Origin of the sequence: Nocardia sp. XZ_19_369, from assembly GCF_015355715.1 — a bacterium.
Taxonomy (GTDB): domain Bacteria; phylum Actinomycetota; class Actinomycetes; order Mycobacteriales; family Mycobacteriaceae; genus Nocardia.
The window spans coordinates 35,569-50,104 of the sequence record NZ_JACVED010000011.1 but is presented as its reverse complement, the minus strand read 5'-3'; the positions used below and the strand labels follow the sequence as shown (position 1 = coordinate 50,104).

General features: G+C 66.4%; 11 protein-coding genes. 5 read left to right on the top strand and 6 right to left on the bottom strand.

The annotated features are described in order from the left end of the window. Positions 1-56: 56 nt before the first annotated feature. The 3 genes from eccCa to eccD are packed head-to-tail and all read right to left on the bottom strand — an operon-like array spanning position 57 to position 6,945. A complete protein-coding gene (gene eccCa / locus IBX18_RS34960; protein ID WP_194837743.1) occupies positions 57-4,094 on the bottom strand; it encodes a type VII secretion protein EccCa in 4,038 nt (1,345 codons plus the stop codon). A gap of 15 nt (positions 4,095-4,109) precedes the next feature. Next, on the bottom strand, positions 4,110-5,498 hold the full coding sequence (gene mycP, locus IBX18_RS34955; RefSeq protein WP_194837742.1) for a type VII secretion-associated serine protease mycosin: 1,389 nt from the start codon (positions 5,496-5,498) through the stop codon (positions 4,110-4,112). After that, positions 5,491-6,945: a type VII secretion integral membrane protein EccD gene (gene eccD / locus IBX18_RS34950; RefSeq protein ID WP_194837942.1), complete on the bottom strand. Its 1,455-nt coding sequence runs from the start codon at positions 6,943-6,945 to the stop codon at positions 5,491-5,493. The genes mycP and eccD overlap by 8 nt, the downstream gene beginning before the upstream one ends. A gap of 199 nt (positions 6,946-7,144) precedes the next feature. Here eccD and eccA point away from each other — a divergent pair, with 199 nt between their 5' ends. From eccA to IBX18_RS34925, 5 genes are all read left to right on the top strand, one after another. Further along, a complete protein-coding gene (gene eccA, locus IBX18_RS34945) occupies positions 7,145-8,962 on the top strand; it encodes a type VII secretion AAA-ATPase EccA (RefSeq protein WP_194837741.1) in 1,818 nt (605 codons plus the stop codon). Between the two features lie 112 nt (positions 8,963-9,074). Beyond that, a complete protein-coding gene (locus tag IBX18_RS34940) occupies positions 9,075-9,317 on the top strand; it encodes a hypothetical protein (RefSeq protein WP_194837740.1) in 243 nt (80 codons plus the stop codon). A gap of 517 nt (positions 9,318-9,834) precedes the next feature. Further along, positions 9,835-10,578, top strand: coding sequence for a tRNA-dependent cyclodipeptide synthase (locus IBX18_RS34935; protein ID WP_306796548.1), 744 nt, complete (start codon positions 9,835-9,837; stop codon positions 10,576-10,578). Beyond that, positions 10,575-11,765: a cytochrome P450 gene (locus IBX18_RS34930; RefSeq protein ID WP_194837739.1), complete on the top strand. Its 1,191-nt coding sequence runs from the start codon at positions 10,575-10,577 to the stop codon at positions 11,763-11,765. Before IBX18_RS34935 ends, IBX18_RS34930 begins: the two co-directional genes overlap by 4 nt. A gap of 279 nt (positions 11,766-12,044) precedes the next feature. Continuing rightward, entirely contained in the window at positions 12,045-12,491 is a 447-nt protein-coding gene (locus tag IBX18_RS34925) for a nitroreductase family deazaflavin-dependent oxidoreductase (protein WP_194837738.1), read from the top strand. 176 nt (positions 12,492-12,667) lie between these two features. Here the strand turns inward: IBX18_RS34925 and IBX18_RS34920 are convergent, their stop codons facing one another. The 3 genes from IBX18_RS34920 to IBX18_RS34910 form a co-directional block, all read right to left on the bottom strand. Then, the gene (locus IBX18_RS34920) at positions 12,668-13,252 is read right to left on the bottom strand and encodes a dihydrofolate reductase family protein (RefSeq protein WP_194837737.1); all 585 of its coding nucleotides are present in this window, start codon (positions 13,250-13,252) and stop codon (positions 12,668-12,670) included. A 54-nt stretch (positions 13,253-13,306) separates the two neighbouring features. Next, on the bottom strand, positions 13,307-14,041 hold the full coding sequence (locus IBX18_RS34915) for a TVP38/TMEM64 family protein (protein ID WP_194837736.1): 735 nt from the start codon (positions 14,039-14,041) through the stop codon (positions 13,307-13,309). Positions 14,042-14,172: 131 nt separating this feature from the next. Then, on the bottom strand, positions 14,173-14,367 hold the full coding sequence (locus IBX18_RS34910) for a DUF5708 family protein (RefSeq protein ID WP_194837735.1): 195 nt from the start codon (positions 14,365-14,367) through the stop codon (positions 14,173-14,175). Positions 14,368-14,536: the final 169 nt, after the last annotated feature.

The following is a 14,536-nucleotide window of genomic DNA, read 5'->3' as shown; positions in this document are numbered from 1 at the left end:
AAAGCCGACGCCCAGAATGATGTTGCTCCGCGCATACATCGCCGAGCAACACCCGCTCAGCCCGGCGGCGGCAGATGGCAGATCTGGATAAGATCCCGCCCCCGCGTCCGCGACACCAACAACCCACGCCCAGGCGGATACTGAGCCGGACGCACGTCCCCGAGCAGCACACCTTCGTCCTTCGGCGTACTCATCAGAATCCCGTCCACCGACATATCCTTCATCGGCCCGAGCACCGGATCGTAGAGCGCCCGCGCCGCACCACCGGATCGGCGCGCAATGATCACATGCAAACCGATATCCCGCGCCTGCGGCAGCAGATCCAGGAGCGGCACCAGCGGATTGTTCGACGCCACCATGTCGTAGTCATCGACGATCACATACACCTCTGGCCCCGTCCACCAGCTGCGCTCCCGCAGCTCCGCAGGGGTGATGTCGGCGCCGGGCAGCCGCTGCGACACGAATCCCGCGACTTCCTTCAGCGTCGGAATCGAGGTCTGCGCCGAAGTGGAGTACCCGGCCAGATGCTGCCCGTCGATCGCGCCGAGCATGGTGCGCCGATAGTCGACCAGGATCACCCGCGCCTCGTTCGGATGCGAATTCTCCACGATGCCCTGCGCGATATTGCGCAGCAGCGTGGTCTTGCCGCAGCCGACGTCGGCGAACACCAGCAGGTGCGGCGACTCCTCGAAGTCGAGCACCACCGGCAGCAGCTCCGATTCGCTCAACCCGATCAGCACCCGCTTGTTGTCCAGGCGCATATTCAGTTCGCGCGCGGTGGTGAGCACTTGTTCGCGGTCTAGTTCGCCAGGAAGCATCCGCACCCCGGGTGCCCGGCGGTCACCGTAGAGCTCGGCGAGCTCGGCCTTCGCGGCGACAATGCCGTCGGAGAGCGTCTCCGGGTTCACGTCGGTGTCCAGGCGGGGGAGGGCGATGAGCATATGCAGCTTGTCGCCGGTCATGCCGCGGCCAGGACGGTTGATCGGAACATTCACCGCCGCACGGCGATCCATCTCCGAGTCGGACGGGTCGCCGAGGCGCAGCTCGATCCTGGTGCCGATCTGATCCTTCACATTGGGCCGGATCTCGGCCCACCGATTCGCACCGAGCATGAGGTGGATGCCGTAGGACAGCCCACGGGCCGCGAGGGCGAGCACCTGGCCCTCGATCAGGTCGAAATCCTCGCGGAAGGCGGCCCAGCCGTCGATCACCAGGAACACGTCACCGAACGCGTCGGCGGCGAGCGGGTGCGCGGCCCGTTCTTCGGGGGTCAGCAGCGCGAATTCGGCCTTGCGCTTGCGGAATTCGCGCATGTTCTCGATGCCGAGTTCCAGGAAGCGAGCCTCGCGCCTGCGCAGCAGCATGCTGAGTTCGGCGACGGTGCGCCGCACCCGGTCGCTCTCCAGCCGCCCGGCCGCGGAGCCGACGTGCGGCAGTCCGGTGAGAGCGGCCAGGGTGCCGCCGCCGAAGTCGAGGCAGTAGAACTGCACCTGTTCGGGGGTGTGCGTGGTGGCGGCGGAAAGGATGATGGTGCGCAGGGTGGTCGACTTGCCGGACTGCGGTCCACCGACCACCGCGACGTTGCCCTGGGCGCCGGACAGATCGATCGCGAGCACATCGCGCTTCTGTTCGTACGGCTTGTCGACGATGCCGATCGGCAGCCACAGATTGGCATTCTGGTTGACCTGGGAGCGCCAATCATGATCGGGCAGCACCAGATCCACGGTCGGCGAGATATCGAGCGGCGGCAGCCACACCTGGTGCGCGGGCCTGCCGTGCCCGGTCAGCCGATCCACCACCACTTGGAGCAGCGACCGCTCGGGTTCGGCGGACGGCGCCTGCCCGAGGAGTTCGCTGAGGTCGGGCAGTTCGACCGGGATCGGTTGCTGCTCTTCCGTGCTCGGTGCGGCAGCCTCGATGGTGGCGGCGGTGAACAGGTCGACCGTCCCGGCCGTGGCCGTCGGACCGGTCGTCCGTCCCGCGACCGGCGGCACGTACGTCCCGGAGACGTAGGTGGTGTTGAACCGCAACGGATCCGACGAATCGCTCTTCAAATAGCCTGCGCCGGGCTGGGCGGGCAGATGGTATGCGTCGGTGATGCCGAGCACCTGACGGGATTCACCAGCCGAGAACGTGCGCAGGCCGATCCGGTACGACAGGTGCGAGTCGAGGCCGCGCAGCCGGTTCTCCTCCAGTCGCTGCGAAGCGAGCAGCAGATGCACGCGCAGCGAGCGGCCGAGGCGGCCGATCATCACGAACAGTTCCGCGAAATCCGGTTTCTGCGAGAGCAATTCGGAGAACTCGTCGACGATGATGAACAGCGCGGGCAGCGGGTCGAGCGGTGCCCCGTTGGCGCGGGCCTTCTCATACTCTGTGACGTTGGCGAAATTGCCTGCCGATCGAAGGAGTTCCTGCCTGCGGGTCAGTTCACCGGCCAGCGCGTCGCGCATGCGGTCCACCATCGAGAGTTCTTCCTCGAGGTTGGTGATCACCGCGGACACGTGCGGCAGCGGATCGAGCCCGAGAAACGTTGCGCCACCCTTGAAGTCGACCAGAACCAGGTTCAGTAGGTCGGGGGAGTGGGTGGTCACCATCGACAGCACCAGGGTGCGCAGGAACTCCGACTTGCCGGAACCTGTTGCGCCAATGCACAACCCGTGCGGGCCCATGCCGTTCTCGGCGGACTCCTTGATGTCGATCTCGACCCGGGTGCCGTCGGGGGTCGAGCCGATCGGCACCCGCAGCCGCTCGCGGGCCGACCTGGGCCGCCACACGGTGTCCGCTTCGAGGGTCGCCGCGTCGGCGACGCCGAGCATCGCCATCAAGCCCGGGTCGGTGTTCACCTCGGCACCGAGGTCGACGACCTGGGCGCTGGTGGCGATCCGGTAGCGCGCCATCCCGCGGCCGAAAGTGGCGGCGATGTCCAGGCTTACGCGGTCGGGTCCGGCGAAGTTCTCCACGGAACCACCGGTGCGGGCGCCGATCACGTCTTCCTCGACCACCAGTTGCAGTCCGCGCCGGACGGCGAGACCGGTCTGCGGTGCGGTCAGGTCGAGCACGGTCACCGAGTCGAGGCCGGCGTCGCTGATGATGCGTTCGGCGCCGCTGACATACCCGTCATCGATCACCACGACCAGGTGCAGCCTGCCTGCCGTGGTCGGTGCGTTGCGCAGGAACCGGCCGCGTTCGAGCAGGTCCTCCGACAGTGAGGTCTCCAGTTCCGACAGCGATTCGTAGAGCATGCGGGCCGACCCGATCCGATCGGTGTCGCGTGGATGTTGCAGGTGCGGAAGCCATTTGGTCCAGCCCCACACCTCGCCGTCGGGGTCGGCGGTGACGATCGCGAAGATCATGCTGTCCGGTCCGTGGAAGGTGGCCAGTTCCATCAGCATCGACCGGACGAGCGCGCGGCCGTGCTCGCGCGGTCCCTCCACGTTCACCGCGGGGAACGCGCGCAGCGAGATGGCGGTCGGCAGGCTGTGCACCACCGAGTGCGTGCGGACGAAGCGACGCAGCGCCACGGTCGCCACCGGTTCCAGATCCTCCAGCGGAACAGTCTCCGGCCGAACCAATTTGGTGGCGAGGCGATGACTGCCGACGCCGATCCGGATGTGCCCGAAGTCGGGGTCGCTCGGCCTGCGTTCCCACATCCGGCGGGTGCCGATCAGCGCGTGCAGGTCGATCGGGTGTGGGTGGCTCCAGAACAGTGCCTCGCGCTGGGCGGTGCCGGTGTTGCGGACGTCGCGGCGCAGCTGGTCGAGGTAGCGGAAGTAATCTTTGCGTTCCTCGTTGAGCTCGGCGGCCGGCTTCCCGCCGCCGCCAGTGCGGCTGGCGAACATGCCGACCATCGACATCAGCATCATCATCGGGAACATCATGGTGAGCGGATTGGAGAACATGGACTTGCCGCCCATGGTGAACATCAGCCCCATCATGCCCACCATGGCGACGACCATCACCACCGGCAGCAGTCGCTGCCACAGCGGCGCGGGGACCGGCGCGGTGATCTCCGGCGGTGCGTTGAGGATTACCTCGCCGCCCGGTGGCCGCGGCGGTGCGATCCTGGCCAGGCGGATGAACCCCTTTGTGCCCATGGACAATTCCTTCGATTAGTCATCGCCCGGCAGGACGAGGGGCCTGCGCTGTTCGCGCCGGAACGGAATGGAGAGGGCGAGCACGATGGCCAGCAGCGTCAGGCAGCTCACCGCGCCCGCGAGGCCGATGCGGCGCGGCCACGGGCTCACGAAAGCCGGTGGTGTCGGACCTGCGATCGGGAAGCCCTGCGCCGGATCACTTTTCGCGGCGGGCGGCACCACCGCGGTGAGCGCGGCGACCGGGTCGATCAGGCCCGCGCCGACCCTGGCGTCGTGGCCGCTGCCCGGGGCATGCGCGGTGCGGATGATGCGGTCCATCACCTGCTGCGCGGAGAGGCCGGGGAAGCGGGCGCGCACCAGGGCGGCCAGGCCCGCGACGTACGCGCTGGCGAAGCTGGTGCCGTTCACCGGCGCCACCTGGCCGTCGGCCTGCGGAGTGCCGTTCACCAGCCCGGTGCCGCCCGGCGCGCTGTCCAGCGACATCAGATTGCTGCCAGGCGCGGCCACGGAAACCCAAGGTCCATAAAGGGTGAAGGCCGAGGGCGATCCGTCGGGCTCCACCGATGCCACCGACAGGACATAGGGCGAAAACCACGCGGGCGTCGCGATCGTAGCGACCGCATTCCAGCCCGCAGTGCCGTTCTGCTCCTTGCACGCGCCCTGCTGTTGCAGGTTGCCTGCTGCCGCGACCACGACGACGTTCCGGTCGTAGGCGTACCGTAGCGAAGCGCCGAGCGAGCCGTCGACCGCCTCAGCACCGACGGGCCTGCACGAGACCGCGGAGATATTGATGACTGTCGCGCCACTGTCGACCGCGTGCACTACCGCGCTGGCTAGGGTGTCGACCGTGCCGTAGCCGCCCGCCGACATCGCGCCGGGATCGTCGGAGCGGTAACTGTTCTTGGCCTGGTAGGCCAGGCTGGTCTGGCGAATGGTGAGGATTGTGGCGGCGGGCGCGACGCCGGAGAAGCCGTCGCCGCCCTCGGGTGCGGGCCGACCGGCGATGAGACCAGCCACCAGGGTGCCGTGTCCGTCGCAGTCGGCGGTGCCGTCGGAATCGGAGACGTAATCACCGCCCGGTCGCACCGACAGTCGCGGATGCGGGTTCACGCCGGTGTCGATCACCGCGACGGTCTGTCCCTCGCCTCGGCTGAACTGCCAGGCGGCTTCGAGCCCGAGCGCCTTCTGCGCCGCGGGTACTCCGACGGGCGCGGGTCCGGTCCAGATCGGTTGGGAGCACAGCAGTCGCTGCTCGGACGGAACAGGCGGGGCCACTGGGGCATTCGTGATCAGCGCCCCCGGATCGACCACGGGCGGTGCCACGCCGAGTGCCGCACCGACCGGACCTACGGCCAGCGTCAGCGCCAAGGTGACGACGACGGCCGACCGGGCGAGCTCACGCATTCCGCGCCATGGCGTAGACGTCGAGGATCCAGAAAACGAGCGGACCGATAATGCAGATCAGCAGGTATTCGAAGATCTCGCCCGCCCGCTGCACCACCGGCGACACTTCCATGTTCGGTCCGGCCACCCCGATCAGCATGCCGAGGCCGGCCACCAACAGCAGCGCGCCTGCGGCGGGCAGGGCCAGTTCCGGCATCCGCACACCCCACAGCACCGCGGGCACGATCAACGCCGCGCAGCCACCGGCCACCAGCACCGCGGCCTGGGTCAGATCCGCGAAAGCTCTTCCACGCCTGGCGAGTACGACACCGACCGCTGCGGCGAGCACCGCGCACTGCCAGCGATGCTCGGTGGCCGAGGCGACGATCACTATCGTCGCGAGCACGGTGATCGCGACGATGCCGAAGATCATCCCGGACTGGAAGTCGTTGGCCCGCCGTGATCGTTCGCCGAGGCCGGCCGCCGAGGGGATGGCGGTCGCGCCGACCGCGCCGATGCCTTCGATGGTCGGCCGTGGTTCGTGGTCGCGCGGGTCGATGGCCCCGCCCGCGGTCGGTACCGGCGGCACCGGGAGCCGCGCGGCCGCCACCGCGATCCGTGAGGCGAGGGTGATGCCGAGCAACGCGAAGACGATGATCCCGGCCGCGACCTTCAGCGGTGCGACATCCCAGATCGTCACCGTGCCCGCGGCGCCGACGGCGAACGTCGCGACGGTGATGACCCCGGTGAACATCGTCGTGCGCACCGGGATCGCCCGCATCGCGATCACCGCGAGCAGCAGGGTGGCGGCCGCACCGAACAGCAGGTGTGGCGCGCCGGGGCGGCCGGGCACCAATGCCGCTGTGCCACTGCCCATCAGGAGCAGGCCGCAGAGGGCTAGTGCGGTGGCGGGAGCGGTCGCCGCGTACTTCTTGGCGACCAGCGCGGCGCCGATCAGGATCACCAGACCGATGCCGAGGCCGGCCGATCCGGCCAGCACCGACCAGCCGCGTGCCGCCGCGAACAGCAGCAGGAAACAGGTGCCGACCACCGCCGTGATCGCGCCGCCCATCCCGGCGCGGCCCGCCGACTCACCCGACCAGCCGCTGAAGGAGTCGTCGGTCAGCCGGGCGACCGCGTCGATCACGTCATCGAACAGCGGCGGCGACTCGACCGAATCCACCGCGCGCAGCACCAGCAGGTCGCCGTCGAACACCTCGGCCTCGGTGAGCGTGCGCCCGGGATCGATCGCGGTCTGACCGGGCTGGGCCAGCGTCCAGTGCTGGGCGGCGAGCGGTCCGTTGTCCTCCAGTTCGGACAGGTCGGGATTGCGAGAAGCGATGAGCGCCACCACATCCGGGATGAAATTCGCGATCGCGACGGTCGCGGGCAGCACCACATCCACCTGGGTGTTGCCACCGATCACCGAGACCCGGCACAGTTGCGGCTCGATCGCCGTGGACTCCATCACGTTCGGGAAATTAACAACGGAGTCGCTCGGTCGCGCGGGCTGAGCAGTGAGTTTCCTCAGTCGTAACCCTGGTCGGGCGCTGACATGCGGTTCTGTGGCGGCGGTGGTCTCGCGCGGTTAATCCCCGGTGAATGCCGCATGCTCGCGCGCAGGGTAAGGAGTGACGCGGCAACGTATTCCGGCTACGTTGCGCCGCATGTCAGCGATTCGTTCAGCCCAACAGGTCTTCGACGCGGGCGTGCTGTCGTTGGGTCTGATGGTCGACGGCCAGCAGGCCGCCAAGAACCTCGAATACGCCAAGGTGGCCTTCCGCCGGGCCACCGAGCTCGACCCGGACATGTGCGACGCCTGGCTGGGCCGCCTCGCCGCGGGGGATGCGTCCAACGAGGTGCTCGGGCAGTTGCACCGGACGTCGACCACCTCGCTGATGCGCGAACAGCGCAGGCTCGGGTTGCCGCCGCGCCAGCTGGCGGGCCGCTTCCAGATCGGCCAGTACATCGACTACCCGGTCGCCGGCTTCACCGAGATCTGGATCGCGCACGCCATGCGGCTGCTGGACGACAAGCAGTTCGACGAGGCGCAGCACGTGCTCGACGAGCTGGACGAGCGGCGCAAGAAGATCACCGACGACCCTGATGGCGCGCTGGACGACCGCCTCTGCGCCTATGCCCGCGGTGTCCTGTACTTCACCGCCCAGCTCTGGCCCGACGTGATGGCTGTCCTTGCCGGGTCGGCCGAATGGCAGGACCAGTACATGGCCGTCGGCGCACACGTCATGGTCGGCACCGCGTGCGCGCACCTCGGGCTGTTCGGTGAGGCGACGCGCCGCCTCGAACAAGCCGAGCACGGTCCGATCCCGGCTGCCCGCACCGCTGCCATGTACTGCCGCGGCCTCGCGCTGCGCGAGCAAGGCAACGAGGACGAGGCGCGGTCGCTGTTCGAGACCGTGTACAGCCAGGTGCCCGGCTTCGCCTCGAACGCGCGCGCCATGAGCGATCCGACGTTCCGGATCATGGTCACTACTCGCGAGCAGATCGAATCACGCACCAACCGTTGGGATCCCGCGACCGCGCCGTCTTTGGACGAGGCCGCCGAACAGGAACATCAGGACCGGGCTGAGACGATTCTGGCCACCGCCCGCGCGGAACTGCAGGCCCAGATCGGATTGGCGGCGGTGAAGGTCCAGGTCGCCAAGTTGCAGTCCTCGGCCACCATGGCCAAGATCCGCGCGGAGAAGGGGCTCAGCAGCATGCCGCGCGGGCAGCACCTGGCGTTCACCGGTCCGCCCGGTACCGGCAAGACCACCATCGCCCGCGTGGTCGCCAAGATCTACTGCGGGCTCGGACTGCTCAAGACCGACAAGGTGGTGGAGACCAAGCGCTCCGATTTCGTCGGCCAGCATCTGGGTTCCACTGCGATCAAATCCAATGCGCTGATCGACTCCGCCATGGACGGTGTGCTTTTCGTCGACGAGGCGTACACGCTGATCCAGCAGGGGCTCTCCGGTGGGGACGCGTTCGGGCGCGAGGCAGTGGACACGTTGCTCGCTCGGATGGAGAACGACCGCGACCGGTTGGTAGTGATCATCGCTGGGTACGACGGCGAGATCGATCGCTTCCTGGCCAGCAACGACGGACTCGCCTCTCGTTTCGCCAAACGGGTGAAGTTCGACTCCTACTCGCCCGATGAACTCCGTGACATCGGCAAATTCATTGCCAGCAAACGTGATTCCGCGCTGTCGGACGAAGCGGTCGAGATCTTGCGCGAAGCATGCGTGCAGCTGTACGCGGCCGAACGCACCGATCAGAGTGGTCTGCCGCGGCGCGGTGTCGATATCGCGGGTAACGGGCGGTTCATCCGTAATGTGATCGAGAGTGCGGAGGAAGAACGCGAATATCGTTTGGCCATGGACGAATCCCTTGATCCGCGAACCCTCGATGAAGACACTTTGATGCGGATCGAGGGGGACGATATGCGGAAGGCGCTGGATATCGTGCTCGCCACGTTGACATAAACGAGGGCGTGGTTGAGACGATCGTGACTACCTCGCGGGCCGAAGCCGCTACGCTTGAGTGTGTACGGGCGCTGGGGAGGTAAGTGAAATGCCGCGACTGCGAAGGTTTCTCGTGGAAACCGCGTATGCGATTCCGTTCGTTTTTGCTGTGGCGTCGGTGCTGATGTTCGTACTCGGGTTCGACGGGGTATGGGTAGTCATGGTGTCGGTGCTGGTCGGCATGTTCATGGGCAAGGCCGCCGAAGGGCTGGTGGGGATGGCCCGGGCGTATCGGTCTGCGGCGCAGCCTGTTTCGTCGGAACCGGTCTGGCGGATCTGGCAGCGGCGAACGCGTCACGATGGTGATCTGCCGTAAGCACTGCGACGTTTTCGGACGTCGTTGCCAGTGTGGGAGCTGATCGGTCAGTCCGGGTCGATCGGCGGGTATGCCCCAGCCTCGGCGTGGTCGCAGGAGACGGCAGGGCCAGGGTAGTGGCTACTTTCGGGCGAAGGCTGGGTTCATGCCGAGATCACGCACGATGTGCTCGTCAGCGCGTCGGTCGGCATCGTGCACCGGAGATACACCGTAGACGAGGTCGCCATCAGCTACCGAGCTGACTCGAGCGACCCGAACTGGACGGCGGATCAGTTCCGTCGGGATCCGGCTCCTACGGGCGAGCCTGGCGACCCGGCACGGAATTGTGCGATCATGAGAATTCGGCCCGCGGGTGCGCTGCGGGCGTTGGATCTCTCACCGTTGTCGAGGCCCGGTGAGCACCGCGAGGATCTAAAGCACTCGCGAGCGATGCAGGGGCTCGGGGACAACGGCGTGCACCACTGCCTCGGCAGAGCGGGTAATTCGGTAGATCCCCTTCGGCGAAAGGCGCGCAATCGTGACGTCGGCAACGCTCTCCAGATCTGCAGCAGAATCACTGAAACCCACTGTCCAACAGGGCTTTCTGGTTCAGCCGTTCACTCGGCACTGTCAGGTGGTCCAGCACGATGGTGATCACGCGGTCATCGGTGTGTCACCAGGAAACAGTTACTTCTCGGGTCAGCGGATCCGGGATCTGGCCAAGTGGGGACTCGCGCACTTCGATCGGGTCGACATCGTCTACACCGATGTGTATGTGGCCGAAATGTTCGAAGCCATAGGGTATTCCGCGCTCGACGCTCGCCGTAAGGCAGACAAGAACATTCGCGGTGTGCGCGCCAAAATCGTTGCGGCAGTTAATGATGCCGATCCGCAGGGGAGGCGGCTGTTCGCGAAAGCGATGTCGGAGTTCCGGGCCGACGAAGCGTACCGGGACCTGCATGCGGATCTCGTCAGGCGATCGGCCGACGATGAGGAGTTCCGTGCGGTGTGTCATCAGCTGGTGGCACGCTTCCTGTCCTCGAAGGTGCTGGATGGACGCGCACCTACACCCCGTCAGCACGAGGTGTGCCTCGACTACATCCGTGCTGAGGCCCCACTGTTTCTGGACACGCCCGCGATCCTCGGGGTGCCCTCGTCGCTGAACTGCTATCACCAATTGCTGCCGATGGCGGAGCTGCTGTATGCGCGCGGGTCCGGACTTCGCGCCTCGCGGAACCAGGGTCACGCCATCGTCACTCCTCTCGAAGGAGTAGGCGCATGACAACCTTCGACACCCTGCTCGCTTTCCCGTTCTCCGCCCGTGGCGACCGAATTCCCCAGGAGGTCAACGCACTTCGCGAAACAACACCAGTGCGTAAGGTGCGCACCATCGCCGGTGACGAGGCCTGGCTGGTGAGCTCCTACGCCCTGTGTAAACAGGTTCTGGAAGATCGCCGGTTCTCGCTGAAGGAGACGTCCGCGCCGGGAGTTCCCCGCCAGTACGCGCTCACCATCCCGCCGGAGGTGGTGAACAACATGGGCAACATCACCGGTGCGGGTTTACGCAAGGCAGTGATGAAGGCGCTGAGCCCGAAATCGCCTGGCCTCGAAGAGTTTATGCGAACCACCGCCATGGACCTGGTCGATGCCCTCGTCGCCGAAGGCGCGCCCGCTGATCTGCGCAACGATTTCGCCGATCCGTTCGCGGCCGCCCTGCACTGTCACCTCCTCGGCATTCCGCAGCAGGACGCACCCCAGCTGATGCGCAGTCTGCACATCGCGTTCATGAACTCCGCCGAACCCATCCCAGCGGCCGAGCTCAACTGGAATCGGGATATCGCCTACATGGTCGAACGCCTCGACGACCCCGAAACCTTCGGCCTGATGGCCGAACTCGCTGCCCTGCGCGACGATCCGGACTACGCACAAGTCTCCGAACAGATGCTGGCCACCGTCGGAGTCACGTTGTTCGGGGCCGGCGTCATCTCCACCGGCGGCTTTCTCACCATGGCACTGGTGTCGCTCATTCAGCATCCGGAACTGAAGGCTCAACTGCTCGCAGACCCGGCGCTGATCCCCGCCGGAGTGGAGGAGGTGTTGCGCATAAACCTGTCCATCGGCGATGGTCTGCCACGACTGGCGACCGAAGACGTCCAACTCGGTGATGTCCTGGTCAGCAAGGGTGAGCTGGTCCTGGTGCTGGTGGAGGGCGCCAACTTCGATCCCGCCGCTTTCCCCGCACCCGAGACTGTCGACCTGAACCGCCCCAACGCCAGCGCCCACCTATCCTTCGGCGGCGGTCAACACTTCTGCCCCGCCACCGCCCTGAGTCGCAAGCACGCCCAAATCGGCCTGGAAGTCCTACTGAACCGCATCCCCACCCTCGACCTAGCCGTACCCATCGACCAACTCGTCTGGCGCACCCGCTTCATGAAACGAATCCCAGAACGCCTACCCATTTTGTGGTAGCCGCCGCCGTCCGATAACTCCCGTCCGAGGCGCTCCGCCTTCGACGGGAGTTCTCGGGTGAGCCCGCCGATGAGATCATCGAAACTTGCGTCGCTGTCAGTGAATTGACGACCCACGACGCCATCGGATATCCCTACGCCGGGCTCACAGCGAAATGTGGTGGTCGTCACAGGTGGCATTGTGTAGAGAACAAGGCGTCCGCTCCGTCCCAGGGGCAGAGCGGCCACAACGGGTCGCGTAACGACGCACCAGTTTTCCGTTCCAGAGAGGACTTTCATCATGGCTGTCGCCAACGACCTCGACCGTGCCACCGACTCGCAGTGGGACTGGGTCGCTGATCAGACTCGGAAGTATCTGGCTTCGGGCGGCACCGAGGGACACGAATCGGACGGTGTCTACACCCTCGTGCTGGCCACGACCGGACGCCGGACCGGCATTCCGCGTCGAACGTGCCTGATCTACGGCACCGCAGGCGAGGATTTCGTCGTCGTCGCCTCCAAAGGCGGGGCCGATGAAGATCCGGCATGGTTCAAGAACCTTCTGGCCGATCCGAGTGTTGGGGTGCAGGTCGGCGGCCGTCGGTTCACGGCTCGCGCGCGGGTCGCATCCCCGGCCGAACGTGCGTCCCTTTGGGTTCAGATGGCTGGCATCTTTCCGCTGTATGACGAGTACGCGCAGAAGACCGACCGCGAAATCCCGATCGTCCTGCTTACTCCGCAGGACTGACCCTGGCTACCGCCCAGGAGAATCGGCGGCTTACTGATCGCTAGGGCCCGGATGTTGCATCCCGGTCGAAATTTGACCACGCACAACAGCATTGGATCTGGAACACGGCGCGCAGGGTTTCCAGCAAGTGGGCCCGTGGACCGCACGCTGCATTGCGCCGATCGTCTGGCCCGTGCTCAGCGCCTCGTCTCGTATCGGGTCAGCAGCACGCCGCCGGGAAACGTCCGGGTCTCCACCAGGTTCAAGCTCACCCAGCTGTCCAGCGCGGTGAAGAACGGCGTGCCGCCGCCCACCAGAACCGGCACGGTGACCAGCACGTACTCGTCGATCAGCCCGGCCCGCATGGCCGCCCCGGCGAGCGTCGCGCCGCCGATGTCCATCGGGTCGGCGTCCTCGGCCTTGAGCCGGGTGATCTCGGTGACCGCGTCGCCGGTGACCAGGCGGGCGTTCCAGTCGACCGTGCTGGTCGTCGCGGAGAACACCACCTTCGGCATGTCCCGCCAGCGGCGGGCGTACTCGATCGCCGCCGGTGTGGCGCCGGGCTGCTGGTCGGCGGTCGGCCAGTGGGAACTCATCGCCTCCCACAGCTTGCGCCCGTACAACGCCAGGCCCGTCGCCGCCACCCGGTCGGACCACCACTGGAACAGCTCGTCGCTCGGCGACGAGTCCGGTCCCTCGCCCTCGCTCCAGCCGAGGTCGTCGCCGGGCGCGGCGATGTAGCCGTCCAGGGTCACATTCATGCCAAAGGTCAGTTTCCGCAAGACATCAGCCTCTCGTGAGTCGATCTCACACGTACAGACGGTAGCGGTGGATCCTCAGGCAGCGGGGTCGTGCTTCGAACCTGCGTCGGGGACAGCGTCTCGACGCTCGCCACGCCTACGCCAGCCGCGGTATCCGCGGTGTAGTGCGACGGCGCCGAGGACCGCGGTGACGCACCACACCGCGATCGCGGTGTAGGCCAAGGGTGCCGACAGGTCGCCGATCGATGCGCCGAGTGCGGTGTAGACGAAGGCGCGCGGTGCCGAGCCGATGAAGGCGCCGACAGCCATCTGCCACACCGGAACCCCGAACGCGCCGAAAACGTACGACGCCAGCGCATCTGAAATCCCGGGGACGAAGCGCTGCCCGACGACAGCCCAGAGACCGCGTCGCTCGATCTGCGCATCAATGTGCTCGGCGCGGCGGGCTCCGATCAACCTGCGCGCACTCTCGCGGCCTGCACGCCGTCCGAGCAGGTTGGCAATGATGGCCGTGCCCACGGTCGCGCCCAGCGTGACGAAAGTGCCGACGAGTGGACCGAACAGCAGCCCGCTGCCCGCGGCCAGGATCGTGCCGGGGACAAAGATCGCGCCGAGGGCCGCCGAGGCCACCACATAGACCAGCGGCGCGACGGGTCCGGTCGACTCGATCAGCTCGCGCACGGCCTCGATGTCGATTACGCGGGCAACGGCGACGAGATAGAACATCACACACAAGAACGCGGCGAACAGCACGAGGCGGGCGATGTCCAGTCGCCGACTGATGCGATAGGGGCTGCCGTTCTCGGTCATGATGCGGGCAATCTTGCCGCATGCGGACCGGACCCTCGAATCGACGGCGGGATGGCCGCGGCATAGTGCAGCAATTCCGTTGCGGCGGTTCTGATGTCGTGGGCGCAGGTAGATCGTTACAAGCCCGAGAACTACGTGACGGATTTGCCGACGACAGATTTGAAGAGTCCGTAGAGGACCTCCAGTCCACCGACGACCATCAATACGATGCCCAGCTTGGTCAACGTGACGACCGGCGTCTCGATATCGCCGGTGAAGCGCCACAGCACGAAACCGATGACGAGGGTAATGCCGCCCGTGATCACGGCTTTGAAACCTGAATTCATCTCCTACCTCTCCCAGTAGTCCATACGACTGTACTGTACAGTCGTATGGACCGGCGAATCGTCAGGCCACGGCGCCACTGATCGTCGCTAGTTTTCGAGCTGGAGGTCGATTCATGATCAAGTTCGCCGGTGTCACCCGCGACGCCGTCACCGTCTATCTCGATTCGGT

Bases quoted from the DNA above. Each gene is read 5' to 3' on its own strand.
- eccCa (WP_194837743.1), bottom strand. From the start codon at position 4,094: ATGGGCACAAAGGGGTTCATCCGCCTGGCCAGGATCGCACCGCCGCGG.
- mycP (WP_194837742.1), bottom strand. From the start codon at position 5,498: ATGCGTGAGCTCGCCCGGTCGGCCGTCGTCGTCACCTTGGCGCTGACG.
- eccD (WP_194837942.1), bottom strand. From the start codon at position 6,945: ATGGAGTCCACGGCGATCGAGCCGCAACTGTGCCGGGTCTCGGTGATC.
- eccA (WP_194837741.1), top strand. From the start codon at position 7,145: ATGTCAGCGATTCGTTCAGCCCAACAGGTCTTCGACGCGGGCGTGCTG.
- IBX18_RS34930 (WP_194837739.1), top strand. From the start codon at position 10,575: ATGACAACCTTCGACACCCTGCTCGCTTTCCCGTTCTCCGCCCGTGGC.
- IBX18_RS34925 (WP_194837738.1), top strand. From the start codon at position 12,045: ATGGCTGTCGCCAACGACCTCGACCGTGCCACCGACTCGCAGTGGGAC.
- IBX18_RS34915 (WP_194837736.1), bottom strand. From the start codon at position 14,041: ATGACCGAGAACGGCAGCCCCTATCGCATCAGTCGGCGACTGGACATC.
- IBX18_RS34910 (WP_194837735.1), bottom strand. From the start codon at position 14,367: ATGAATTCAGGTTTCAAAGCCGTGATCACGGGCGGCATTACCCTCGTC.